We start from the raw sequence: 22,004 nt of genomic DNA, 5'->3' as shown, positions 1-22,004 counted from the left end.
GTACGCTCTTTTTCATACCTTGATTTCTGAGCCGTTTCTAAATATCACGCGGATATCGTCTTTTCCATATACCGTGATGTGATCCACGAGGGCACAGAAGCTTTGTGCATTGAATGCTTGCAGAAGCGTATCTTGTTTTTGCAGCTGCTTCAGGCAGAACTTGATATCGGCTTTGGTCGCCTGCATCTTTTTGAGCTTTCCTTCGACCTTCGCTAAGGCCGCCTTTTTTTCATTGTAGAAGCGTTCCAGATCTTCGTACTTTGCTTGATACTCGCTCTGGTCTTGCGGTGTGGTGGCGTTTTGGCGGATAAGGTCTTCGATCATCTTGGCACAGACATCCATCTCACTTTCCAGCTTTGCTTTTTCGCCTTCCAAGGTATGAGTATCATAAACGCCTCCGACAATCTCTTGAAAGCTATTAAGAATCTCATCTTTATTCTCTATGAGCTTGTTGGTCGCAGAAAGGACGGCGGCTTTTAGCTCCTCATCGGTAAGATGCACGCCGTTTTTGCAGGGGGAGTTTTTCTTGCAGTGCCTGTTGCATTGCCAGATGACCTGCTTGTATTTGTCTGTGGAATGCCAGACTTTTGAACCGAGCCTTGTTCCGCATTCACCACAGTAGACCTTGCCGGAGAAAAGTCTCACGCCACTGTGCCTTCCTTTTTCACTTTTGCGTCTTTCCATCTCGCGTTGTACGAGTTCCCACACCTCCGGTTCAATGATGGCTTCGTGGTTTCCGGAGACGTAGTACTGCGGAATTTCGCCTTCGTTTATCTTGTGCTCTTTGGTAAGAAAGTTCGTGGTAAAGGACTTTTGTAGGAGCGCATCGCCTTTGTATTTTTCGTTGGTAAGGATGGATTTGATGTTGCTTGGGTTCCAGCGAGGTTTTCCTGCAGGTGACGGGATACCGTCTTCGGTCAGAGCCTTTGCAATGAGGTGGTAGGTTTTTCCTTGAAGATACATCGCATAGATACGTTTGACGATTTTTGCTTGTTCGAGGTTGACGATGAGGTTTCCATCCTTTCCGCGGTCATAGCCTAAGAAGTGTTTGAAAGGGACGGTGACTTTGCCATCGGCAAAGCGCTTTCTTTGACCCCACGTGCAGTTTTCGGATATCGAGCGGGATTCTTCCTGAGCAAGGCTGCTCATGATGGTAATCAAAAGCTCGCCTTTGGAGTCAAAGGTCCATATATTCTCTTTTTCAAAGAAGCACTCGGTGCCGTGCTCTTTAAGCTTTCGGATGGTGGTTAAGCTGTCCACGGTATTTCTGGCAAAACGCGAGACCGATTTGGTGACGATAAGATCTATTTTTCCGTCAAGGGCATCTTTGACCATGCGTTTGAAGCCCTCTCGCTTTTTGGTATTGGTACCGGTGATCCCTTCGTCGGTGTAGACACCCGCAAATTGCCAGTCATTTCTGGCTTTAATGTAATTTGTGTAGTAGTCTACCTGTGCCTCGTAGCTGGTAAACTGCTCATCGGAGTCCGTTGAGACGCGGGCATAGGCTGCCACGCGGCGTTTGCGTGAAGTGGTGAGCGGTGTTTTGGAGAAGGGTTTGATGCTGGCGGGTATCGTGGTTACTTGTTTGGCCATAGCTTCTCCTTTCGTATCGGCTTGTGCCGCTCTGACGCGTAGCATTCTTTGATGGATGCTTTAAATTTCGCATGCTGTTCCTCTGTCCACTTGTGTCCTTCGTGCGTAGGTTGGATCAGCTTGCGAGCAATTTCCTTTCCATCATAAAAATGAAAGATAAGGTCTTCTCGGCTAAGGACGCTGATATGGTCGATCTTCGAAAGAAAAAAAGCGTCATCGAATGCATCAAGACCTAAGACCTCTGCGGTAAGTGAGCGCAAAAGGTCGTCTCTGAATCCTCTGGTGTCACAGCCGTTATGTTCGGCACATCGCCAGTATCTGCGTTTTCCGCTGGGAGATGTTGAACAGTTTTGTGTTTGCGCGCGGAAATTGCATCCGCAATGTTCGCATCGGATTTTAGTGGAAAAGCAGGTAACGTCTGAGCGTTTCATGGCGTGAGTGCGCCGGTAGTCTGAGGCGCGTTTGCGCGCCGCATCATCCCACGATTCTTTTCGGGCATTATTTTTCCAAGTTTCTCTGATCGTATGGCCATCTTTGAAATGAAAGATGAGAACACCTTGCTTAGGTACTGTAATTTTATCGATTTGCTCATTAAAAACAGCATCATCAAAGTCTTCAAGGCCGAGCACTTTGGCACAGCAAGTTTTAAGGATTCGATCCGGGATGGCTTTTGCCGAGCATGTACTGTACTTTTTCTTGCTGGAGCCGCATACCCAGCTGAAGACTTTATCCCCAAGATTGGAGTGCTTGGCACGGTTGTTTCGGACGTTTCGCATATAGCTTTTCCCGCACAGCTCACATTTGATTTTTCCGGTAAAGCAGTAGATGTTCAGGCTCTTGTTTGCCCGAGGTCCCAGAGCACGTCTTCTTGCCATCTCTTCTTGCACATAGTCGAAAGTTTCCTTGTCGATAATCGCTTCATGGGTGTTTGCGATGAAATACTGAGGAAGCTCACCGCGGTTTTTCTTGCGCTTCTTGGTAATGGGATCTTCGACAAACTCTTTTTGACAGAGCAAATTTCCCGTATAAGTGACATTGGTCAGAACAACCTTAATATTGGAGTCCGTCCAGCGGTAGCCCTTTCTGGTTGTAATGCCTTCCTCTGCAAATTCACGCTCGGTTTCAAGGCGGGATTTTCCATCAAGGAAGTTTTGAAAGATGCGCCGCACGATCCTTGCTTCTTCGGGAACAACAATCAGGGTGTCATCCTTCCAGCGGTAGCCATAGACGTTATTTCGCATATTCGGGTTTCCTTCGGACATGCGTTTTCGGATGGCCCATTTGACGTTGTTAGAGATGCTGATGGTTTCTTCCTGTGCGAAAGAGGCAAGGAGCGTGAGCATCAGCTCACCGTCATCCGAAAGTGAGTTGATTTTTTCCTTTTCAAATCGGACCTCGATGTTGAGGTCTTTTAACTGTCTTACGACTTTTAGGAGGTCGACCGTGTTACGCGCGAATCGGGAGATGGATTTCGTTAAGATGAGGTCTATTTTTCCGGCCTTGCAGTCTTTCATCATGCGCATAAACTCGGGACGTTTTTCCACTGATGTGCCGCTGATGCCTTCATCGGCATAGACACCGGCATAATCCCACTCGGGGTTCTTCTGTATTAAATCAGAATAAAAACTGATCTGTGCCGCCAATGAGTGGTGCAGCCTTTGCGTTTCCATAGAGACACGGGCATAGGCGGCGACTTTTTTGCGGTTTGGCAGCGGTGATTTCTTTGCTTCGATTTTTATGATTTCAGCCATAGAATCGTCTCCTTTCCGTGTCTATACATCACTCTAAAGAGCTGAAATAGCAAGTAAATAACGCACCTAAGCCGGGATGGTATCGCTTTAGGAGTGCGTGGTCGAGACGAATGAATTCCTCTTTATCGATGATGTTTTGCTTGAGCAAAGAAAAGAGGATGGAGCGGGATACTTCATAGGCAAGCTCGGATGCGAAGGCTTCAGTCTTCATGAGAGCCTCCGAATCGGTCTTGGATATAGCAAGCATGACTGCAATACTTTCTGTGCACATTGCCATAGGAAGTGAAAGTTTTTCCGCAGCATGGGCAGGTGAATATATAGATTGCCTTTTTATTCAGCTCTTCCGGATGCTCTTTCCACCAGCTCATCCGGCAGTGCTCTGAGCAGAATTTTTGCTCTTTCCCTTTTTCCTTGACGGGCAGTGGCTTTCCGCAATACTTGCAGTAGCGTAGTGCTGTTAAAGCTTTTGAGGAACCTGTTCTCAGGCCTTCTTTTTGGCAAAAGGAAGCCACGGTGCTTTTCGATAGATTTAAGATGGCAGCAATTACGGCATAACTTGCACCGTTTCGTCTCATGTTGTAAATGCTTTGTTTTTCATCATTTGTCATATCATCCCTCCAGACAGAGGGCAGGTCTTGCTGTCCCTCTAACACTCCCTGAAGAGACGAGGGCGTTATGGACGAATCTTTTTCTGCCTTCTACTGTTCCTCTGGAGGTTTTTGAAGAAGTTGAGCGGACAAAATAAAAAAGCCCGCAAGGGAGTGAAGATTTCTCCTCACGCCTTGCGGGCATATCAATGCATTCAGCTTAGAGCAGTTCGTTTACTCGTTTTTGTACAGCTTCGTAATCGTAGCCTGCTTTCGTCAGGCGGTTTACACGGTCCTTACCGTTTCCCCAGTCGCCGCGGATGACCTCTCGGGCAAGTGTGTCGATGGACTTTTTCGGCTTTATGCCTAAAAGCTTATTTACGCGTGCCTGCACTGCGTCGTAGTCGTAGCCTGCTTTGGTAAGACGGTTTACTCTGACCTCACCGTTTCCCCAAGCACCTGCGATGACTTCATGGGCCAGCGTATCGACAGACTTTCTTGCAGGAGCGGAGCTTGTGCCTTTGCCATAGCCGTTAAAGCCGCCTTTCCTGATGATGGAGGGATAGTCCACATAGGCAAGATCCATATCGCATCTGCCTGCGATGCCCGGCACCGAGCCGCTCGAGGAATACTGCCAAAGGCCGTATTGGCCGCCATAGGTGCAGCGACTGTTCCACTGCGCCACCCAGAAGGCGTAGCGGTTTCTCACATCAGCGGAAACGTTGTTCACTGCTGCTGAGAGCGAGGTGTAGAATCCGGCAAAATAGCCGCCCGCTTCCATCTCATTGCAAAAGGCTCGAATGAGCGAGTCGCAAAAAGCCCGTCCGCAGGCAAGCTGTGACTTTTCTTCCAAATCAAAGTAGATGGGATAGTCAAACTGCTTGCCGGAGAGCACCTGTTTGCAGACACGTGCTTCTTCGCGTGCCTCTCCGGCGCTTCCCGCATAGGAGTACCAATAGGCTCCCACATGAAGACCTGACGCTTTGGCGCGGGCGTAGTTCGTCTCAAACCACTTGTCCTTTTGAGAAAGTGCCGAGCCGTAGCCTGCACGAATAATGACAAAGTTGATCCCGCTTTGTTTTACACGGTTAAAATCAATCGATCCCTGCCAGGTTGATACATCAATTCCTTTTATAGTCATAGTTATTTTTCCTCCTTTTCTGCGCGGTCATGAAGCTGTGCCAAGACCGCCTTGAGTTTGTCCGGGACAGGAAGTCCCAGATGAGTCGCGTTTTCCACAAGCGACAGCCCTTCGTTTGAGAGATAGAAGGAGATGACGGCCGTGCGAAGAATCGCGCCCTGTGTGATGACGTTAGTGTCGATGATGTTGGCAACGGCGACCAGAATGAAGATCACGACCTTTTTGGCGATGCCTTTAAAGCCGACTTCGCTTGAGAGGTTTTTATCGGAGACGGCGCACATAATGCCTGTCACGTAATCGCAGATGACAAAGGCGATCAGCGCATAGAGAAGTCCGTCAAAGCCTCCTAAGTAATAGCCGAGCCAGCCTCCGATGCCGACAAAAATAAGTTGAATGGTTGTCCAGAATTCTTTCATAATAGATTCCTCCTTTGATTTTGAACATGAAAAAAGCCGTCAGTACGGCTTTATGCGAACAAATAGTGGATAGGTGCTTATTCTTGAGTTTCTGTGGCGAGATAGATTATACTTCCTGTTAGTGTATATGTTCTGTTTGGGTCCGGCTTAGGTGGCCTATCTGAAACCGGGGTGTCCTGGGTATTCAGATTCTCAAACTCCTTAAGAACAGGTGCATTGGTTGTAGTGGCAGATGATTGGTTAGGATTTATCATCAGGCAAAGAGCGCCTGTTTCAAGCATGATAAGAGGACGACTATATTCCTCCTCCATGATAAATGCTGTTCCAACGATTGCAGAAGCAGGCTTAATTGGTGAAACGCATAAAGCCAACAGTGGTCCGAAGGAATTATCTGTAAGGGATCGAATAGAAGCCGTGAAATAAAGGGTAGCGAAAGGGCCCTCAACGATCAGATAACTTTCTTGTTTGAATACTACGGCTGGATTGCTACTTGTCAGAGGAAAAATTTTTCGCTCTTTTCCTTTTCTTAGTACTGCGATCGCATCGCCCGTTGTTTTGGCATCCGCCGCATAGCCTTCTTTGGAAAGCGTTGCATCAAGTGTGAGAACAGATTTAGGAACAGCGTCAATAGCTTCTTGCACTCGATTTTGCATTTCGCTGATCTTCTGGTCAACCGTGTTCAGTTTTTCATTCATACGGCTTTTCAGCTCATTGGTAGAGTTTTCGCGTTTTTTTTCATCTTCATTTCGTGAACTTTCTGCATTTTGCCGTAATGCCTCGGCATTCGTTCTTTCTGTTTCAGCATTTTTGCGGGATGTTTCAGCGGATGCTCTTTCTTTTTCCGCCTGAACACGGTTAGCTTCGCCAGATGTCGTGGTTTCAACCTGCTGATTGATGGCGGCAATCGAGTCGTGGATGGCTCCGCGCACGTCTTTGCCGTAGACGGCCGATAAAATTTTACTGAGATAGGTCTTCACGGTGGCCATGTTCTTTTTCCTCCTTCCCGTCCGCTGCGCTGATCTGCTCGCTCATAAGGGCTATGCGCTGACCTTTTTCTTCTGAGAGCAAGGCTTCTATGATGAGGTCAAGTAAAAAGCCGGGAAGCTCATACTTTCCGGCAGTTTGGTTGAGTGCGTATCTCAGTTCGTTTCTCGCTTTTTCAAGGCGCAGGATGAGGGGCAGTTCGTTTTCTTTCATAGCGCACCTCCGAAGAGTTTCACGAAGAAGTCGATGATCTTTCTGAAATTGCGGGCAGCCGCAATGAGCTCAGAGGCATCCTTATCTGAGATTTCTTCGTGCTTGTCGGTGCCTAAGATGATTTCGATGGCTTTCTGCCACTCATCGTCTTTGATTGGAAAGACCGTATCATCCGGCTTTGTTGCTTCTTTTTCGTTTGACTTTTGTTCGATCAGTTCATGTTCTTCCATTGCTGTATCCTCCATGTTTAAAATGTTGCTTCAATCAAAATTCCATTTTTAAACCGCATGCGACATCCGTTTGACCAGCTGGCGACCGTACCGTCGCTGCTCATGGCATTGATCTTTACAAAATGAAAGGCTCCGTTAATGGCTCCGTCAGGCCAGCTGACATTTCTCAGTCGGTTGTAGTGCATGTCGATGTCACATCCGGCATTTAACATCCCGCCGGAGAAGTTTCCGAAAGATGATCTGGCATAGGTCCAAACCATCTCATAGCTGCCGCCACCCGCAGGCTGCGCCGCCCATGTCATATAATCTCCGGTTCGCTCGAGGTCAAAGTTGAGGCCTGCAATGGTGTTGGAGCCGGCAAAGCCGTTTCCGCCGACCAGTCCCAGTTCTTTGTCCTGGTAGTAGATGGAGAGCTTGCCGTAGCCCACACGGACTTTGGTGTCCCCGGAAGAAGCAACGATACTGCCGTCAATATCGGCTCCTTTGGCGGTGAGGTGCCCATAAGTCGTGAGCTTAAAGTTCGGAGAATTCACCGAGAGCCTTTTGGCACTTAAAGCACCTGTGCTCATGTTCCAGCTGATGTTCCCGGCTCTGTCCTTTAAGGTTCCGGCACGAATCAGATCGGCATTTAGCGTGCCGGTCGTGATGTAATTGGCCACAATCGCACCGTTCATCGTGATGGCGGTGCCGTAATAGCCGTTGTATCCGGTCTTGGAATAGCCGAGGCCGCCTGCGTTCCATCGCCAGACCTTTTTGGCTGTATTCTTGTCCACCGTGTCCATGATGAGAATCTCGTTTTTGCGGGTCACGACGTGTCCGGTCGTAGCTGCTGTGATAAGAGCGGTGGCGTTATCCTTGGCAAGGCGAAGCGTGTCGGACTGTGTGGGAAGCCGCTCAATGCGCTCGACCAGTTCTTTGTTCTCGCTGATGCTTCGCTCAGAAAGACCTGCCTTCACTTCGGTTCCAAGTACCACCGTAGAGGATTCAGGGTGATCCAAAGCGATCGTAAGCTCCGTCAGCGGAAAGAACCTGTCCATGCCGTGAGGCGGCGAGATGACACGGATACGATCTCCAATCTTCATCGCTTCCATATCGGCATGCACAAGATGCAGATCGACAGCGGTGAGCGTCAGGGTGACATCGGCAAACTGACTGTCTTTAAGATAGTTTTCCGCCTTCTTCTTTAAGTTGGCAGGTACAGAGACATTTTCAAAGCTCACGGTTTTGGTGACGATACCGAAGTTTTGAATGGCGGAAGCCGACTCCACGTAAGTCTTGCCACCGTTGACGCTCTTAATGGTGGTGTATTCCTCAAGCGCGGCAATGCTTGATGTCTCAAGCCTTTTGCCAAGCGGAATCACACGGGTAGCGATGTCTTCTGCCAAAAGCGTGTCGGTGTAGTCAAGGAGGTTTTCTCCGAACTCAATCACCTGTGTGTTGGTGTTATCGGATTCTGCAAGATAGTCCAGATAGCGAACCTCTCCCACATGGCGCACACGAAGAAAGCCGCCCAAGCGTTTGACGAGTTTGTCGGTGATGGCATCCAAGGTGGTCTCCCAGTTGGTGTAGCGGAAAAGCGAGTCGTTGGGGTCGGTAACGGTGACCTGCCCAACCGTGAAGCGCTTATTGTGCGCGCCGTCTTTTGCCATCTGATTGTTGTGCTTGGCAATAAGCGTCTCAAGAAAAGCGCGGGGTGAGATGTCATGAAATTCGGAAGGCTCCTGCACGGAGTCCAAAAGAAAGGCCAGTTCTCCTTCGCAGGTGATGCTCTTGGTGCCGTAAAAGTCCCGCTCAACCGATAAAATGCGGCCGTAAAAGAGTGCCACACCGTCACGCTCCACACGGACGGTGGAATCCAGCGCTTTGAGCTTTTCGTAGAGCGGATTGATCTTCGGTACGCGGGCAGAAAATGTGCCGGATTTTCCAAGCGCCAGCTCCAGCACCGGATCAATAAGAACAGCCTCATCATCGCCCGGTATATAGAGCACGTGCTCATCTAAAAACACTTGGTACATTAAAGGCTTCCTCCTCTCACAGATACGGTGACGGTGTAAGTTCCAAAAAAGCGCAACGTGTCGCCGGATTCAGGAATGACAAGGTCGGCGAAACGATTTGTGCCGGCATGAAGCGTCCACGACTTTCTCAGCTTGATGGAGTAGACGTAGTTTTTCCTGCCTTCGGTTTCTTGGTAGTTTCTGACATGAAACGTCGGCACCATCGGAACGTGCGATCCGGGAACAAGAAGGTCGGTATAAGAGCTTACGCTCACATCCCGATAGTCTCGGATGATGCCGCTTTCAAAGTTAAACGAGTCCCAAAGCCAATCCTCATCGCTTGCGGCAAGCTCCCATTTATACGGATCGCATTCGATCTCCAGCTCAATTTGTCCCAAAGCGCGGGTGCGCTCAAAGTTTTTTACTTCGGCTCGGCCTTCAAAGTAGTATTCCGGCTCGGAGTCCAAGATGACCTTGACATGCTTTCCATGTATTTCGTCGAGGAAGGCTCGGAGCCTTCCTGCCCAGCTTTCGATCTTTCCGATGCCGCCAAGCGTAAAGGAGAGCGTGCGTCCTTCGTATTCGCATCGTCCCGTCAGAGCCTCTGTGAGATCGAGGCGCTTGGATGATCCGGGAATCTCAACGATGAGTGTTTTAGGCTTTGGCATACCGACCACGTCGGTGTTGGATACGACAAGCCCGTAATTCTTCCACGTGTGTTTGCCGTTTAGAGTGGCTCCAAAGCCTATGTTTTGGTTCATTTCATCCTCCTTCCTACGTAAGCGGCGCGTCTTCCGAGTGCTCCATCCAGTTTTGGTGTGAGTGCTCCGACCAGCGCACCGGAGTCCAGTACGATGTCTTTTTCCGAATTTCCGGCGATGATGGCGAGGTACTTTTCCATGAGTGTTGTGTCCCGGGCGGCAAGCATGCCTTCGAGCTTGTCGTAGAAAGACTTGAGCGGCAAAATCGCCTCCGATCCCGCTTCGCCTCCCGCCATAAGGGCACTTCCGTTCATGCCGAAAAGCGTCGGTCTCGTCATGATTCCGCCTTCCTTGTACCAGTCAATGGAAAGGTGCGGCACTCTGGGCGGCACGATGGAAAAGCCGCCGGAGATCGAAAAATGCGGCAGCTTGATATGCGGAAGCTCGATGTGAAGGCCGGAGAAGAAGCCTTTGATCTTATCGATAATGCCTTTGATGGTGTTTTTAGCCGCTTCGATCGGTGCGGTGATAGCGGACTTGATGCCGTTCCACACGGAGGTGGCCGTGCTCTTGATTCCGTTAAAGATATTTGTCACGGTAGACTTCACGCCGTTAAACACATTTGAGACGGTTGACTTAATCCCACCTACCACACCGGAAATCATGTTTTTGATGCCGTTCCAGATACTGGATGCCGTGGTGCTGATGGCCGTGAAGACCGAGGAGACCGTGTTGGACACAGCACTTACAGCTCCCGTGACAACAGACTTGATTCCTTCCCAGATGCCGGTGAAAAAGGAGACGATCCCATTCCAGGTGTTCTCAAAGAAGGTCTTGATCGCCGTCCAAACCTCGCTCCAGTTCGTGCCAAACCAGGAGAGCACGGTGTTCGTCACACCTTTGATAGCTTCCCAGACAGACGTGAAGATTCCGGAGATGGCCGTCCAGATGCCGGAGAAGACTTCCTTGATGCCGTTCCACAGCTGACTCCAGTTGCCGCTAAAAAGCCCTGCGAAAATATCAAAGATGCCCGTCAGGATGTCGAGGGCTCCTTGTAAAATCGCGGCAATTGCTGAAAAGGCGTTCTCAAATACCGGCGCCAAAAGCTCGGTGAAACCGTTCCAAATGGCAGATACCAGCTCGCCGAAGGACTGAAAGTCAAAACCTAAGGCGTTGATGCGTTCGGTGATGCCGGATGCGAAGTTTGAAAAAGCCTCCTTGATGCTGTTCCACGTGCCGATAATGGAATCCCTGAAACCTTCTGAGGTGTTCCACAGATGCACAAAAGCGGCAACCAGTGTGCCGATGATGGCAACGACTGCCACCACGGGAGCGGAGATGCCGCCGATGGCAGCTCCTATTTTGCTCATGAGACCGGACATGCCGCCCATCTTGACCATGAAGCCGGTGACCGCTTTTCCTACGCTTGAAAAGGTCGTGATAAGCGATCCGATTGATGAGGTCAGCTTGCCGATCACAATCAGTGCAGGCCCCAAGGCGGCGATAAAAAGTCCGATTTTGATGATGGTGTTACGCGTTCCTTCGTCCATGCCGTTTAACTTGTCAACGAAGTTTTGAAGCCAGGTGACGAGTTTTCGGATCGTAGGCATTAAGGCATCACCGATGGAGATGGCAAGTTCCTGCAGCTGACTTTTTAAGATGGTGAGCTGTCCGGGAAGGTTGTCCTGCATGGTTTCTGCCATCTTTTCTGCCGAGCCGTCACAGTTGTCGATGGCGGAAGACAGCTTTTCGATGTCGGCAGGGGCCGCGTTCATGAGGGCGAGAAAGCCGCTCATGGCGTGCTTTCCGACTAATGACTCTGCCGCCTGTGCCTTTTCGGACTCGGAAAGTCCCGAGAAGGCCTCCCGGCAGTCGCCCAAGATGTCGGAAAGAGAGCGCATGGAACCATTCGCATTGGTCGTGGCCACTGTGACCTCACCGATGGATTTTCCTGAAATGGTGAAGTCCTTGCTGAGGTTGGTCATGACGGTACGAAGGGCGGTGCCTGCCTGTGTGGATTTAATCCCGGAGTTTGCCATAAGGCCGATGGCCTCTGCGGTATCTTCAGCGCTAAAGCCCAAGGCTCCTGCAATCGGGGCGCAGTACTTAAAGGTTTCACCCATCATGGAGACGTTGGTGTTCGCATTGGACGACGCCGCGGCGAGGATATCGGCAAAGTGTCCGGAGTCTTTCGCGGAAAGCCCAAAGGCGGTTAAGGCATCGGTCACGATATCGGAAGTGAGGGCTAAATCTTCTCCGGATGCGGCGGCAAGGTTCATGATGCCGTCAATACCGGAGATCATGTCTTTCGATTTCCAGCCGGCCATCGCCATGTAGTTCATGGCGTTAGCCGCGTCGGTGGCGGAGAACTTCGTCTTTTCGCCCATCTCACGTGCTTTATCGCGCAGGGCCTGAAAGTCCTCTCCGGTAGCTCCGGATATTGCAGAGACCTTCGACATCGCTTCATCGAAGTCACCTGCGGTCTTGACCGCCAGTGCGCCAAGTCCTCCCACGGCAAGAGAAACCGGCATGATCTTTTGCCCCGCGCCCGTGATAGCGTCACCCGCTTTGGTGAAAGCGGCTCCTGCCGCATCCATCTTGGAAAAGACTGCGTTGGTGTTGATTGCTTCCTGCTGCAGGCCTTTAAGCTTTTGTTCGGTCTCGACAATCTCACGCTGCAGTGCGTCGTATTTGTCCTGGCCGAGGTCTCCCGATTCCAGCTGTGCCTTGGCTTGTTCCTGGGCTGTCTTTAAGGTATCAAGCTTTTCTTTGGTTGCTGTGATGGCGTTTTTCAGCATTTTTTGCTTTTGCGCCAAAAGCTCAGTGTTTTTCGGATCGAGTTTTAAGAGGCGGTTGACATCTCTTAAGGAGGACTGCGTTGTGCGGATGGTGGAGTTCACTTGTTTTAAGGCTTTATCCAGTCCCGTGGTATCTCCGCCGATTTCCACGGTGATGCCTTTGATACGTGAGGCCATGTGTCCTCCTTTCTAAATATTTGCTTGCAAATGCTTGCAATAATTGATGAATTTTGCTATACTTTCCTCAAAAGGAGATGATTTTTATGGCAAAGACAAGTGCGTTTTATGCCCGTATTGATACGAGCCTTAAGGAAAATGCGGAAGGAATCCTTTCCACTCTGGGGATTACGCCTTCCAGTGCTCTGCAAATGTTTTACAGTCAAGTCGTTTTACAAAAAGGTCTGCCTTTTGAGCCGCGACTTCCATACGCCGCACCTACCGCCATCGGAGGTATGAGCAAAGAAGAGCTTGATGCGGAGCTTTATAAGGGTCTTGATTCTCTGAAAGCGGGGCGTGTCTATACGGCCGATGAAATGGATGAAGAGTTTTCCGGGAAGTATCAGGTATGAGTGAGCACTATTCCGTCGTCTATTCACCGAAAGCCCGCGAAGATCTTCTGGGCATCGGTGACTACATTGCCTATATACTGAAAGCTCCTCTTGCTGCGGATCATCTCACGAAGCTTCTGCGTGAGCAGGCAAAGTCTCTGTCGTCCTTTCCTGAGCGTCATCCTTTAATGGAAGATGAACCGTGGAAGGCGATGAATATGAGAAGACTTCCCGTGAAAAACTACGTCATTTTTTATACGGTCAGCGAGCCGGCACATACGGTAACGATCATTCGTATCGTCTATGGCGGACGAGACCTAAAAGGCATAGCAAATGAAATAACGAATGACTGACAAGCTGCCCGATCAGGGCGGTTTTTTCATGCCTTAAAACTTGTCAAAATCTTCCTGTGTGGCAAGCCGCCTGTACGTGGCCAAGTCGTTGGCTTTTTCCGTCCACATGTCTAAAAGAAGCCCGATGGAGATGAGATCCATGTCCGTAATGGGAATGCCGATCTGACAGGCACGAAGCATAAGAAGTGGCGTTGTCATGGGCCGCTCGCTTCTTATTTGCCTTTTTTTGGTGAGACCTCCGTCTTTAAGTTCTCACCCCAAAGGGAGAGGATTTCAGGAAGTACCTGATAGATGGAAAACATCTCAAAGCCGTCCAGCCACTCTTCAATGGAAGCGGGCACGCTTTTGTCTGCATGCAGCGCCATGATGTAGGCGACGTTTTCAAAAATCTCTAAGTCTTCAACGGGAAAGCCGCCGTCCTTATCTTTCTTGCCCTGATAGCTTTTTTCGAGCTTGGCTAAGTCTTTAAAAATATCCCGTCCGAACTTGGCTCGGTAAAGGCGCGGGATAGCAGCAGACGAGCGAAACTTTACGGGTACACCCGAAACGTCAATGGTCTTTTCAATCATGGTTATTTTCCTCCTGCTGGTGTGCCTGCCTGCGGCACGTAGACCGCCTTATACCAGTTCGCATAGGTTGCAGCATCGGTGGAATCTCCGGTCTTGGCTTTGACAAGGCCGTCCGATCTTGGATCTGCGGTAAGAGACAGGGTTTCCGTTCCCGGCTCAATGGTATCTTCTTTGGTTTCCGACTCGATGGAAGGACGAGAGGCCGTGCAGTTATATAAGGCATGGCGGATCGCTTTGATGTCGCCGTCAAACTCAAAAAGCAAAGCGAACTTCACGGACTCTGCGGTATTGGAGTTTTCGACCAGCACGCCTTTGGAATCGAGCGTCTCCTGCAGGATCTCGGTGCGAAACCACTCTGGGATGAGTGCGATCTCAAGGTCACCGGAGTAGCCGTTGTTGGTGACGGTTCTAAAGTAGACAATGCCGTCGGCATAAAAGGGAGAAGATTCGCCTTCCGCGTCAAGCGACAGCGAAACCGCGCCAGGGATGGGTTTTGGTGTTTCATACGTAAAGGTGGATACGCCGTTCGAGACGGTTTCTGCCATCTTGGCGGCATAGACGTTTTTAATGTTGTATTTGACTTTGTTGTTTTTATTTGCCATGTTTCATCATCCTTTCAGCTCAAATGAATAGGAAACCTCGTAGAGGGCTTCTGCGTTGATATAGACTTCGGCCTTGTCGAAAAACTGATCGTGGCGGATAAGAAGGTCTTCGATTCTTTTTTCGAGCGCACGGTCTTTTTTGTCGGTGTAAAGCTCCAGATAAAAGCGGTTCACGGGAAAATACACCTGACCGTCTGCCGCAAAGTTATGCGACTCCGGCGTTACATAGCAGATAAAGGGCGGATCAGGTGCCTGACCTTCTTCGAAGTGGTCGTAGGCAAAGGGAAGCGCGACCTCTTTCAATATTTCTATGATTTCATCCATCTTTGATCATCCTTTCGATCTCTTTCATAAGCTGCTCCTCACCGATTGTCTCGGCGGGAGCGATATGAGGAATTGCCCTCGTCCTGCCGCCGTTCCGTTTGGCGTGGCCGTGTTCCAAGAGGTGTGCCAGCTGGTAGCGGTTACGAGAGTAGACCGTCACCTGCAAGGCATGGGAGGACTCGGAAGTTTTCTTTTGCGTCCAGCTTTTTTGATAGTCGCCGTGCTTCTTTGGCGCATGCGCCTTGATTTCTTTTTTGGTGGTCGTTGCCGCTTTGGTGACGGCTTGCTTCATGCCTTCCGTTGTCGTTTTGGCATAGGCGTTGAGTTCTTCCATCACGGCATCGGCAAGGCCGGAGGTTTTGACTTTTCGGCTCATCAGGTTCTCTCCTTTACGCAGAAAAACTTGATTGCCCGCTTCCTGAAAGATAGGTGGTCAATTTTTTCGATGTCGTAGGCGCAGCCCTGAAAGACGATGCGAAAGTCTGTCGTGTTCATCGCTGCCGTTTTCTTACACCACCTGACCGTCACCGCCATGTCCGCCTTATCCACTTCAGAAGCTGCGATAAAGACTTCGCGCCCGCCTTCTCCTGAGATGGTGGCGGCACAGGTGTAGTCGTCTTTCCACGTTTCGATTTGGTTTCCGATGGCATCACTTTCCACGGTTCTTTTTTGGAAGGTGACGGTGACATTGAGAAGAGCGATATCCATATCAGAAGCTCACCTGCCTTTCTCCGAAAAGAAGAGCGCGAAGCGTCAAGGTGAGCGCATGGTGATCGGCTTCTTCTCGGTGTTCGTAGAGATAGGCCACCGTAAAAAGCACGGCAATGCGCCCGTTTTCAAAAGAAGAGAGGTCTTCGGTGCGTGCCACGTTTTTGACCAGCTCGGTGGCAGAGGGTATGAGCGACTCGATGAGTGCGTCATCGTCGTCAAAATCCACGCGGAGATAGTTTTTCACGTCTTCAAGGCTCAGCATGCTTCCTCCTTTCCTGCAAGGAAAAGGCGGCTCCCTCGTATAAAGAGAGCCGCCTTATGGCTCAGACGTTTTATTTTTACGCACTGGCTTTGAGAATCTGCACGGCCTCGGGCAAGATCAGTTTTCCGTCCACACGTTCTTTGGCAACGTAGCCCACCATGCCGTTTCCGGCAAAAAGCTCTCGAAGTTCCTGAAAGCTTCTGGTTCCGCGGTCTCCGATGTTGTAATAGGAAAAATCTCCGAAAGCCACGCCGGCTTTTCCCGTCTCCAAAACAGGGCAGAAGGCAGAGGTCTTAACCGGATAGCCGCAAAGACGATCCGGTTCTCCCGCCTGATAGCTCGGCTGCCAGATGTAGGCCTGATTGTTATCCTTGAGCTTTCGAAGGGCGGCAAGCGTTGCGTCATTTAAGATAAACGCGGCGTTTTTGCGGTATGGGCGCTTCAAAGAGTAGATGAGCGTCAGGATATCATCAGTTTTAAGCGCGGTACCCGTGAGTGTGACGGAAACCTCTCCTCCGCCGGTTGCGGCAAAGATGCCAAGCGGCTTGTTTTTGCCGTCGCCGTTTAAGAAGGCATCTTCTTCCGCGTTACCGAGTGCTTTGCCGAACTGGTCGATGATGTAGCTTTCCAAATTGAAAGCATTGTCGTAGAGCAGTTCTTCGGTAACCTTGATCGCTACATGAAGCTTATGGGCATCGAGCACCACCTGATCAAAGGTCGCCTCACCGAAACTTAAGGCCTGACCTTCCTCGATCCATGCCGCGGCAGGCTTGGTAGCCGCGATATTGATCTTGTGTTCGCCGGACGTGGTGATGGTCGTGGCGAGGCTTCGGAAGATATTCTCTTCGGTCAGCTTGTCAATGAGGCGGCTGTCCCATTCTTCAGGTACCAGATAGCCGCCATTTTCGTCTTTGCCTTCTTCCAAGATGTTCGAGATACGCTTAAAGCCGCTTCGCAGGGCAACGAGCATATCCTTGGCATAGGAAGAGGAGGCACGTCCGTGCTTTTCTTCCGTCTCTGTGGAAAGCACGGCCGGTTTTGCCGTAAGCGGCGTACCGAGCGGCTTGCTCATCTTGTCTTCGATGTCCTTTTGACGGCACATGCGCTCAATTTCTGTGCTATAGGCTGCGATCTCGGCTTCCATCTTGTCGTAAGCCGCTCCGTCTTCAGCGCTAAGCAGTCCGTCTTTGTCTCGATGGGATTCCAGAAAAGCCTTTGCGGCCTCCCAGGTCTTGGCACGTTTGTTCAAAAGTTCAGTAATCGTCATGGTAGGTGTCCTCCTTAAATAAAGTGTTTGATAAGATCAAGGCGTGTTTCCAAGTCCTTGACTTTGTAGCGGTGGGTAATCGGTTCTGCCGTTTGGGCAGGCGTTTTTGCCTCACAGGCCGCCGCATAGTCACAGAGCTTTTTGTTGATGGCGGCTGCGACCTTGCGGCGTGAAAAGAGCATCGGTGTCTCCGTGAGGATTTCAGATTCTTTTCCGTTTAGCACGGCACTCTCACCATTTGTAGGATCTTCGTTCTCGCCTTGCGGATAGAGATCCTGCCTTGATGTGATGCGGTCGGCAAAGTGCAGCTCTACTGCCTTTTCTGCGTTCATCCAGGTCTCTTCATCCATGAGTGAAGCGAGCTTTGCATGAGAAAGACCGCTTTTTTGCTTGTAGGCACCGATGATGGATTCTTTGACCTCGGATAACATCCCGATGGCACGCTGCATGTCCTGTGTATCTCCGATGGCCACGGTGGATGGGTTATGGATCATGAGCATGGAAACAGGACTCATGAGAATCTCATCTCCCGCCATCGCAATGACTGATGCGGCGGATGCCGCAAGACCGTCAATCTTGACCGTCACTTTGCCTTGATAGTTCAAAAGTAGGTTATAGATCTGAGCGGCCGCAAAGCAGTCGCCTCCCGGTGAGTTGATCCAGACGGTGATGTTGCCTGTGCCGTCATCAAGTTCGGATTTAAAAAGAGCCGGTGTGACTTCATCGTCAAACCAGCTCTCCTCGGCAATCACGCCGTCCAGATATAAAGTTCGTGTTTCATTTTCGTTTGGATCGGGACTTTTGTTTTTCGTCCATCTCCAAAATTTCTTCTGTCGGTTCATCGGTATCCTCCTTGTTTTTCGTATAAGCCGATCCCGCATCGGCAAGCTTCACGACATTGCCGTTTAAGACATGCAAATCGCCGCCATCTTCTTTTGAGAGCAGATCCATATCTTCTAAGCGCCTCACATCGTTGACCGAGAAGATGCCGTTTTGTATGCCGGTGGCATAACCTCGCATGCGGCTCTCATAATCGCCTCGCAAAATCCCGTCCACGTTAAAGCGAATGAGATAGTCTTTCTTTTGTTCGGGCAAAAGAAGCGAACGCTGCATGGACTCCTCAAAGCGCACGAGCCACGGACGCAGGGTGTAGGTCACAAACTCCAAAGATTGGTGTTCGATATTGGAAAAGGTCGCATGTTCGAGATCTCCGATCATATGGGGCGGCACGCGGAAGATGCGGGCAATCTCATCGATTTGAAACTTCCGCGTCTCAAGAAACTGCGCGGCTTCCGGTGAGATGGAAATCGGCGTATAGGTCATGCCTTCTTCCAAAATGGCGACCTTGTTGGAGTTCTGCGATCCGCCAAAGCCCTGCTCCCAAGACTGGCGGATCTTTTCCGGATCTTTCACCACGCCGGGCATGGATAAGATGCCGGATGGGTTTGCGCCATTTTTAAAGAATGCCGCACCGTATTCTTCGGTGGCCATTGCCATGCCGAGAGCGTTTTTCGCCATCGCAATCGGGCTGTATCCGACAAGACCGTCAAAGCCGAGGCCCGGAACATGGAGTACCTCAGAAGGAGAAAGCCTTACCCGTCCGTTTTTAAGCGTTGGAGCATCGCTTTTACTGACCTGATATTCGTAGTAAAGAGTGCCATTTTCATCCCGGTCAACCGTCATTTTGTTGGCCATGAGCGGGTATAGGGCGACAACTTCACCTTTGCCGTTTCGGATAATCTGTGCATAGGCGTTGCCCCACAAGAGCAGATGGCACATGAGGGTTTCTCGGAAGATAAATGAGGTCATCTCCGGATTCGGTTCATCGTGCAGCAAAAAGTAAAGGGAGCTGTCCGTCGCTTTCTCTTTGCCGGCATTTCCTTTGAGGCGAAAGAGATGGAGCGGAAGACCGGCGACCGCCTCAGCTAAAACTCTTACACAGGCATAGACGGCAGTAATCTGCATGGCAGAGCGCTCCGTCACCGCTTTTCCCGATGTGGTGTGCCCGAAGTAAAAGCGAAAGGCAGAGCCGGCGGTTTGATCTTTCGGCTTATCTCTTGAATGAAAAAGTGACTGTAAAAATCCCATAGGCAAAATCTCCTTTACAAAAATAAAATGCCGCGGCTGTCATAGACTGACTCGCTCGTGTCGCATCCCATGCGGATCGCTCGGTCAAGTGCCATTACAAGTGCAACGGCACCGTCGACTTTCTCGGTGGATTTGGCTTTGTCGATTTTGATATTTCCAGCAGGATCGGTTCGGATGAAGATGTTATCCATCATCCAGCGAAGGACGGGTTGTCCGCCGTGTGCGAGGCGCTGGGAAAGCACGAGGTTCATCAGTTCCTTGGTGGGAGGCGACATCGAAGCAAAGCCCTGACCGAAAGGAACCACCGTAAAGCCGATGTTCTCTAAGTTCTGCACCATCTGAACGGCTCCCCAGCGGTCAAAGGCAATCTCCCGAATGTTGAAGCGCTCGCCTAAGCGCTCGATGAATTTTTCGATAAAGCCGTAGTGGATGACATTTCCTTCCGTAGTCTGCATGGTGCCTTCTTTAATCCAGATGTCATAGGGCACATGGTCACGGCGCACTCTTTGTTCTGCATTTTCTTCGGGAATCCAAAAGTACGGAAGGATAGTGTATTTCTCGTCTTCATCACGGGGTGGAAAGACCAGCACAAAGGCGGTGATGTCGGTGGTGGATGAAAGGTCAAGGCCTCCGTAGCAGATTCTGCCTTCGAGTGCCTTTTCATCCACATCAAAGGCACAGGCGTCCCATTTGTCCATCGGCATCCAGCGGATTGATTGCTTTACCCACTGGTTCAGGCGAAGCTGACGAAACAGGTTCTCCTCCGCGGGGTTTTCTTTAGCCTGCAGGAAGGCGGCTTTCACCTTATCCAGTCCCACCGTGATGCCAAGGGAGGGATTGGCTTTCTTCCAAACCTCAATATCTGACCAGTCATCGCTTTCTTTAGCACCGTAGATTACGGGATAAAAGGTTGGGTCATGCTTTTTGCCGCGCAGGATATCCAGTGCTTTTTGATGCTGCTCATAGCAGATGGAATGGGTATCGGTTCCTGCGGTAGTAATCAGAAAGTAGAGCGGCTGCATGCGGGCATCGCCCGAGCCTTTGGTCATGACATCGAAAAGCCTTCTGTCGGGAGCGGCGTGAAGCTCGTCGTAGACCACGCCGTGAATGTTTAAGCCGTGCTTGGTATAGGCCTCAGAAGACAGAACCTGATAGAAGCTGTTGGTCGGCTTATAGATGAGCCGCTTTTGTGAGGCTAAAATCTTCACGCGCTTGGCAAGAGCCGGCGACATCTTCACCATATCTTCTGCCACGTTAAAAACAATCGATGCCTGCTGACGGTCGGAGGCGCATCCGTAGACTTCGGCTCGCTGTTCACCGTCCCCGCAGCATAAAAGAAGTGCTACAGCTGCAGCAAGCTCGGATTTTCCCATCTTTTTGGGGATTTCGATGTAAGCGGTGTTGAACTGGCGGTAGCCGTTTTCCTTCACGATGCCGAAGAGATCCCTTATGATGCGTTCCTGCCAGTCGATTAGCTCAAATGGCTTTCCCGCCCAGGTCCCTTTGGTGTGCGAGAGGCACTCGATAAAGGAGACGGCATAGTCGGCTTTGCGCTTGTCATAGTGCGAGGGTTTTGCCATGAATTTTGTCGGCTTATAGTTTTTCAGTTTTCGCATGCCATCCTCCTTTCTGTGGCATAAAAAAAAGACCGCTTCTGCGATCTCGTCATCAATCTATTTCTACGAGCAAAAGAGCCTAATCAGCTCTTTTGTCGGAACGTTCGTTCTTTGTTATTTCGTTGCCGCTTTTCCCGCAGCGTAGGCTTCTTCGAGCATCGCTTTCAGTCCCCAGACCGAAACTTCGATGAAGTCGTCGCCGTCGTTATGCCTGGTTTCAAGGTCGCCTCGATCTTCGATTTCCCAGTTGTTTTTCTTTGCGATCTCCAGCAGTGTTTTTTCAATCTTCTTTGTCATGGCTTTTTCCTCCTTTGCCTGTGTTCCTTTTGGCATGTACATATATCACTCTGTTTGGAGGGAATAGCAAGTCATTTATCGAGGTTTTTGACCTTATTTTTCCGTGTTTCTGAGAAGAAATTCATCGTAAGTGATCAGGCCGTTATCGTAGTCTTCATAGGCTTTGTTGCCTTTGAAATTCTCACGTTCCTTTTGCTTTCGCTCTTTGTATCGCTTCAGGTATTCGCTGTAGGCGATCTTTCCTTCGTCGTAGAGCTTCTGTTCCGGCTCCCGTTCGTAGAGCAGGCGCTTCTTTTCCTTTAACTTGGCGGTGGCTTCTAAAAAGCTCTGTCTTTTGGCTTCTTTGTTTGTCATGGCTTGCCTCCTTAGCCTAAAAGCTCATCCAGTTTGCGGTATTCTGCAGCGCGCCGTGCATATTCCTGTTCGAGGCACTGTCTTCTGAATCCGTTTTTGCAGGCTCTGCCTTCACGCTCGATGCGCTGAAGTTCTGCTTTGCGTGCCTTTAGGATGTCGTAGGCATTTGCTGCATCTTCTTGAATGGCGGCTTTATCTTTTTCAAAGGTTGTCATTTTGTCACCTCCATTTTGAAAGCTGGAATCAAGGCGTGCTCATCGCTTCCAAAGTGCGCATAACGTTCTTTTACTTTTACAATGCCGTCCAGTTTGCAGCCGAGTTCCTCGAATTTCGCAATGGTTTCAATCAGGCTTGAAAAAGTGCTGGAAATCGTAAACTCCTTAATTCCAAACTTTTTTAAGTCCCGGATGATTTCTTCAATATCGTGTTCCCAGATAACATCGGCAAAGTTTGACAGTTCATTTCCAGCTTCCTTGCTGTAAAGGTAGGCCTGAGCAAGTGTGGGATGGCAGCCGACATCGCTCCATTTCATTCCTGTTTTAGCGTTTTCAATAGTCTTTACTTCGTACTTCATCTTGTTTTCCTCCTTTGGCTTTCTGTGCTTC

Annotated in this window: 28 protein-coding genes; 2 read left to right on the top strand and 26 right to left on the bottom strand. The window is 50.1% G+C overall.

Annotation, left to right across the window (positions count from 1 at the left end):
• Nucleotides 1–12: 12 nt before the first annotated feature.
• The 12 genes from HGKM_RS01495 to HGKM_RS01445 form a co-directional block, all read right to left on the bottom strand.
• Nucleotides 13–1,593 carry a recombinase family protein gene (locus HGKM_RS01495; protein WP_019133550.1) on the bottom strand — a complete coding sequence of 527 codons (1,581 nt, stop codon included), beginning with the start codon at nt 1,591–1,593 and terminating at the stop codon, nt 13–15.
• Nucleotides 1,578–3,344 (bottom strand): recombinase family protein, encoded by a 1,767-nt coding sequence (locus tag HGKM_RS01490; RefSeq protein WP_019133549.1) that lies wholly within the window; start codon nt 3,342–3,344, stop codon nt 1,578–1,580. The genes HGKM_RS01495 and HGKM_RS01490 overlap by 16 nt, the downstream gene beginning before the upstream one ends.
• A 28-nt stretch (nt 3,345–3,372) precedes the next feature.
• Nucleotides 3,373–3,555 (bottom strand): SHOCT domain-containing protein, encoded by a 183-nt coding sequence (locus tag HGKM_RS01485; protein WP_053942760.1) that lies wholly within the window; start codon nt 3,553–3,555, stop codon nt 3,373–3,375.
• Nucleotides 3,545–3,952 (bottom strand): helix-turn-helix domain-containing protein, encoded by a 408-nt coding sequence (locus HGKM_RS08450; protein WP_081585072.1) that lies wholly within the window; start codon nt 3,950–3,952, stop codon nt 3,545–3,547. The genes HGKM_RS01485 and HGKM_RS08450 overlap by 11 nt, the downstream gene beginning before the upstream one ends.
• Nucleotides 3,953–4,151: 199 nt before the next feature.
• Complete coding sequence (locus HGKM_RS01480) at nt 4,152–5,072, bottom strand: GH25 family lysozyme (RefSeq protein ID WP_019133547.1); 921 nt, start codon at nt 5,070–5,072, stop codon at nt 4,152–4,154.
• A gap of 2 nt (nt 5,073–5,074) precedes the next feature.
• On the bottom strand, nt 5,075–5,488 hold the full coding sequence (locus tag HGKM_RS01475) for a phage holin family protein (RefSeq protein ID WP_019133546.1): 414 nt from the start codon (nt 5,486–5,488) through the stop codon (nt 5,075–5,077).
• 77 nt (nt 5,489–5,565) lie between these two features.
• Nucleotides 5,566–6,474 carry a hypothetical protein gene (locus HGKM_RS01470; protein ID WP_019133545.1) on the bottom strand — a complete coding sequence of 303 codons (909 nt, stop codon included), beginning with the start codon at nt 6,472–6,474 and terminating at the stop codon, nt 5,566–5,568.
• Nucleotides 6,446–6,685, bottom strand: a complete 240-nt coding sequence (locus HGKM_RS01465; RefSeq protein ID WP_019133544.1) for a hypothetical protein — start codon at nt 6,683–6,685, stop codon at nt 6,446–6,448. The genes HGKM_RS01470 and HGKM_RS01465 overlap by 29 nt, the downstream gene beginning before the upstream one ends.
• Nucleotides 6,682–6,915, bottom strand: a complete 234-nt coding sequence (locus HGKM_RS01460) for a hypothetical protein (RefSeq protein WP_019133543.1) — start codon at nt 6,913–6,915, stop codon at nt 6,682–6,684. Before HGKM_RS01460 ends, HGKM_RS01465 begins: the two co-directional genes overlap by 4 nt.
• 17 nt (nt 6,916–6,932) lie before the next feature.
• Nucleotides 6,933–8,930, bottom strand: a complete 1,998-nt coding sequence (locus HGKM_RS01455) for a phage tail spike protein (protein WP_019133542.1) — start codon at nt 8,928–8,930, stop codon at nt 6,933–6,935.
• Entirely contained in the window at nt 8,930–9,670 is a 741-nt protein-coding gene (locus tag HGKM_RS01450; protein WP_019133541.1) for a hypothetical protein, read from the bottom strand. Before HGKM_RS01450 ends, HGKM_RS01455 begins: the two co-directional genes overlap by 1 nt.
• On the bottom strand, nt 9,667–12,585 hold the full coding sequence (locus tag HGKM_RS01445) for a phage tail tape measure protein (protein WP_019133540.1): 2,919 nt from the start codon (nt 12,583–12,585) through the stop codon (nt 9,667–9,669). Before HGKM_RS01445 ends, HGKM_RS01450 begins: the two co-directional genes overlap by 4 nt.
• Nucleotides 12,586–12,671: 86 nt before the next feature.
• On the opposite strand from HGKM_RS01445, the gene HGKM_RS01440 reads away from it, so the two are divergent.
• Both HGKM_RS01440 and HGKM_RS01435 read left to right on the top strand, forming a co-directional pair.
• Complete coding sequence (locus tag HGKM_RS01440; protein ID WP_019133539.1) at nt 12,672–12,977, top strand: type II toxin-antitoxin system RelB/DinJ family antitoxin; 306 nt, start codon at nt 12,672–12,674, stop codon at nt 12,975–12,977.
• Nucleotides 12,974–13,309 carry a type II toxin-antitoxin system RelE/ParE family toxin gene (locus tag HGKM_RS01435; RefSeq protein ID WP_019133538.1) on the top strand — a complete coding sequence of 112 codons (336 nt, stop codon included), beginning with the start codon at nt 12,974–12,976 and terminating at the stop codon, nt 13,307–13,309. The genes HGKM_RS01440 and HGKM_RS01435 overlap by 4 nt, the downstream gene beginning before the upstream one ends.
• 212 nt (nt 13,310–13,521) lie before the next feature.
• Here the strand turns inward: HGKM_RS01435 and HGKM_RS01430 are convergent, their stop codons facing one another.
• The 14 genes from HGKM_RS01430 to HGKM_RS01365 all read right to left on the bottom strand — a co-directional run bounded on the left by HGKM_RS01430 (nt 13,522) and on the right by HGKM_RS01365 (nt 21,973).
• On the bottom strand, nt 13,522–13,878 hold the full coding sequence (locus tag HGKM_RS01430) for a hypothetical protein (RefSeq protein ID WP_019133536.1): 357 nt from the start codon (nt 13,876–13,878) through the stop codon (nt 13,522–13,524).
• A gap of 2 nt (nt 13,879–13,880) precedes the next feature.
• Nucleotides 13,881–14,480 (bottom strand): major tail protein, encoded by a 600-nt coding sequence (locus HGKM_RS01425; protein WP_019133535.1) that lies wholly within the window; start codon nt 14,478–14,480, stop codon nt 13,881–13,883.
• Nucleotides 14,481–14,486: 6 nt separating this feature from the next.
• Nucleotides 14,487–14,804 carry a hypothetical protein gene (locus HGKM_RS01420; RefSeq protein ID WP_019133534.1) on the bottom strand — a complete coding sequence of 106 codons (318 nt, stop codon included), beginning with the start codon at nt 14,802–14,804 and terminating at the stop codon, nt 14,487–14,489.
• On the bottom strand, nt 14,797–15,180 hold the full coding sequence (locus HGKM_RS01415; RefSeq protein WP_019133533.1) for an HK97 gp10 family phage protein: 384 nt from the start codon (nt 15,178–15,180) through the stop codon (nt 14,797–14,799). The genes HGKM_RS01420 and HGKM_RS01415 overlap by 8 nt, the downstream gene beginning before the upstream one ends.
• Complete coding sequence (locus tag HGKM_RS01410) at nt 15,180–15,512, bottom strand: phage head closure protein (protein ID WP_002563687.1); 333 nt, start codon at nt 15,510–15,512, stop codon at nt 15,180–15,182. The genes HGKM_RS01415 and HGKM_RS01410 overlap by 1 nt, the downstream gene beginning before the upstream one ends.
• Before the next feature lies 1 nt (nt 15,513).
• On the bottom strand, nt 15,514–15,777 hold the full coding sequence (locus HGKM_RS01405) for a head-tail connector protein (protein ID WP_002563688.1): 264 nt from the start codon (nt 15,775–15,777) through the stop codon (nt 15,514–15,516).
• Between the two features lie 76 nt (nt 15,778–15,853).
• Complete coding sequence (locus HGKM_RS01400) at nt 15,854–17,044, bottom strand: phage major capsid protein (RefSeq protein WP_019133532.1); 1,191 nt, start codon at nt 17,042–17,044, stop codon at nt 15,854–15,856.
• Between the two features lie 14 nt (nt 17,045–17,058).
• Nucleotides 17,059–17,886 carry a head maturation protease, ClpP-related gene (locus tag HGKM_RS01395; RefSeq protein ID WP_019133531.1) on the bottom strand — a complete coding sequence of 276 codons (828 nt, stop codon included), beginning with the start codon at nt 17,884–17,886 and terminating at the stop codon, nt 17,059–17,061.
• On the bottom strand, nt 17,822–19,132 hold the full coding sequence (locus HGKM_RS01390; RefSeq protein ID WP_019133530.1) for a phage portal protein: 1,311 nt from the start codon (nt 19,130–19,132) through the stop codon (nt 17,822–17,824). The genes HGKM_RS01395 and HGKM_RS01390 overlap by 65 nt, the downstream gene beginning before the upstream one ends.
• Nucleotides 19,133–19,146: 14 nt before the next feature.
• Entirely contained in the window at nt 19,147–20,748 is a 1,602-nt protein-coding gene (locus tag HGKM_RS01385) for a terminase large subunit (protein ID WP_019133529.1), read from the bottom strand.
• Nucleotides 20,749–20,862: 114 nt separating this feature from the next.
• On the bottom strand, nt 20,863–21,045 hold the full coding sequence (locus HGKM_RS01380) for a DUF6900 domain-containing protein (RefSeq protein WP_019133528.1): 183 nt from the start codon (nt 21,043–21,045) through the stop codon (nt 20,863–20,865).
• 93 nt (nt 21,046–21,138) lie between these two features.
• Nucleotides 21,139–21,399, bottom strand: coding sequence for a hypothetical protein (locus HGKM_RS01375; protein ID WP_019133527.1), 261 nt, complete (start codon nt 21,397–21,399; stop codon nt 21,139–21,141).
• Nucleotides 21,400–21,410: 11 nt separating this feature from the next.
• Nucleotides 21,411–21,614, bottom strand: a complete 204-nt coding sequence (locus HGKM_RS01370; protein WP_019133526.1) for a hypothetical protein — start codon at nt 21,612–21,614, stop codon at nt 21,411–21,413.
• Nucleotides 21,611–21,973: a DUF7698 family protein gene (locus HGKM_RS01365; protein ID WP_019133525.1), complete on the bottom strand. Its 363-nt coding sequence runs from the start codon at nt 21,971–21,973 to the stop codon at nt 21,611–21,613. Before HGKM_RS01365 ends, HGKM_RS01370 begins: the two co-directional genes overlap by 4 nt.
• Between the last annotated feature and the right edge of the window lie 31 nt (nt 21,974–22,004).

Origin of the sequence: Kallipyga massiliensis ph2, assembly GCF_000311985.1 — a bacterium.
Lineage (GTDB): Bacteria > Bacillota > Clostridia > Tissierellales > Peptoniphilaceae > Kallipyga > Kallipyga massiliensis.
The sequence above is the reverse complement of the archived record's forward strand: the minus strand, read 5'-3'. Positions and strand labels throughout refer to the sequence as shown.

What these genes read in the sequence shown, in the direction of transcription:
- HGKM_RS01495 (WP_019133550.1), bottom strand. Translation starts at nt 1,593, where the DNA reads ATGGCCAAACAAGTAACCACGATACCCGCCAGCATCAAACCCTTCTCC.
- HGKM_RS01490 (WP_019133549.1), bottom strand. Translation starts at nt 3,344, where the DNA reads ATGGCTGAAATCATAAAAATCGAAGCAAAGAAATCACCGCTGCCAAAC.
- HGKM_RS01485 (WP_053942760.1), bottom strand. Translation starts at nt 3,555, where the DNA reads ATGAAGACTGAAGCCTTCGCATCCGAGCTTGCCTATGAAGTATCCCGC.
- HGKM_RS08450 (WP_081585072.1), bottom strand. Translation starts at nt 3,952, where the DNA reads ATGACAAATGATGAAAAACAAAGCATTTACAACATGAGACGAAACGGT.
- HGKM_RS01480 (WP_019133547.1), bottom strand. Translation starts at nt 5,072, where the DNA reads ATGACTATAAAAGGAATTGATGTATCAACCTGGCAGGGATCGATTGAT.
- HGKM_RS01475 (WP_019133546.1), bottom strand. Translation starts at nt 5,488, where the DNA reads ATGAAAGAATTCTGGACAACCATTCAACTTATTTTTGTCGGCATCGGA.
- HGKM_RS01470 (WP_019133545.1), bottom strand. Translation starts at nt 6,474, where the DNA reads ATGGCCACCGTGAAGACCTATCTCAGTAAAATTTTATCGGCCGTCTAC.
- HGKM_RS01465 (WP_019133544.1), bottom strand. Translation starts at nt 6,685, where the DNA reads ATGAAAGAAAACGAACTGCCCCTCATCCTGCGCCTTGAAAAAGCGAGA.
- HGKM_RS01460 (WP_019133543.1), bottom strand. Translation starts at nt 6,915, where the DNA reads ATGGAAGAACATGAACTGATCGAACAAAAGTCAAACGAAAAAGAAGCA.
- HGKM_RS01455 (WP_019133542.1), bottom strand. Translation starts at nt 8,930, where the DNA reads ATGTACCAAGTGTTTTTAGATGAGCACGTGCTCTATATACCGGGCGAT.
- HGKM_RS01450 (WP_019133541.1), bottom strand. Translation starts at nt 9,670, where the DNA reads ATGAACCAAAACATAGGCTTTGGAGCCACTCTAAACGGCAAACACACG.
- HGKM_RS01445 (WP_019133540.1), bottom strand. Translation starts at nt 12,585, where the DNA reads ATGGCCTCACGTATCAAAGGCATCACCGTGGAAATCGGCGGAGATACC.
- HGKM_RS01440 (WP_019133539.1), top strand. Translation starts at nt 12,672, where the DNA reads ATGGCAAAGACAAGTGCGTTTTATGCCCGTATTGATACGAGCCTTAAG.
- HGKM_RS01435 (WP_019133538.1), top strand. Translation starts at nt 12,974, where the DNA reads ATGAGTGAGCACTATTCCGTCGTCTATTCACCGAAAGCCCGCGAAGAT.
- HGKM_RS01430 (WP_019133536.1), bottom strand. Translation starts at nt 13,878, where the DNA reads ATGATTGAAAAGACCATTGACGTTTCGGGTGTACCCGTAAAGTTTCGC.
- HGKM_RS01425 (WP_019133535.1), bottom strand. Translation starts at nt 14,480, where the DNA reads ATGGCAAATAAAAACAACAAAGTCAAATACAACATTAAAAACGTCTAT.
- HGKM_RS01420 (WP_019133534.1), bottom strand. Translation starts at nt 14,804, where the DNA reads ATGGATGAAATCATAGAAATATTGAAAGAGGTCGCGCTTCCCTTTGCC.
- HGKM_RS01415 (WP_019133533.1), bottom strand. Translation starts at nt 15,180, where the DNA reads ATGAGCCGAAAAGTCAAAACCTCCGGCCTTGCCGATGCCGTGATGGAA.
- HGKM_RS01410 (WP_002563687.1), bottom strand. Translation starts at nt 15,512, where the DNA reads ATGGATATCGCTCTTCTCAATGTCACCGTCACCTTCCAAAAAAGAACC.
- HGKM_RS01405 (WP_002563688.1), bottom strand. Translation starts at nt 15,777, where the DNA reads ATGCTGAGCCTTGAAGACGTGAAAAACTATCTCCGCGTGGATTTTGAC.
- HGKM_RS01400 (WP_019133532.1), bottom strand. Translation starts at nt 17,044, where the DNA reads ATGACGATTACTGAACTTTTGAACAAACGTGCCAAGACCTGGGAGGCC.
- HGKM_RS01395 (WP_019133531.1), bottom strand. Translation starts at nt 17,886, where the DNA reads ATGAACCGACAGAAGAAATTTTGGAGATGGACGAAAAACAAAAGTCCC.
- HGKM_RS01390 (WP_019133530.1), bottom strand. Translation starts at nt 19,132, where the DNA reads ATGGGATTTTTACAGTCACTTTTTCATTCAAGAGATAAGCCGAAAGAT.
- HGKM_RS01385 (WP_019133529.1), bottom strand. Translation starts at nt 20,748, where the DNA reads ATGCGAAAACTGAAAAACTATAAGCCGACAAAATTCATGGCAAAACCC.
- HGKM_RS01380 (WP_019133528.1), bottom strand. Translation starts at nt 21,045, where the DNA reads ATGACAAAGAAGATTGAAAAAACACTGCTGGAGATCGCAAAGAAAAAC.
- HGKM_RS01375 (WP_019133527.1), bottom strand. Translation starts at nt 21,399, where the DNA reads ATGACAAACAAAGAAGCCAAAAGACAGAGCTTTTTAGAAGCCACCGCC.
- HGKM_RS01370 (WP_019133526.1), bottom strand. Translation starts at nt 21,614, where the DNA reads ATGACAACCTTTGAAAAAGATAAAGCCGCCATTCAAGAAGATGCAGCA.
- HGKM_RS01365 (WP_019133525.1), bottom strand. Translation starts at nt 21,973, where the DNA reads ATGAAGTACGAAGTAAAGACTATTGAAAACGCTAAAACAGGAATGAAA.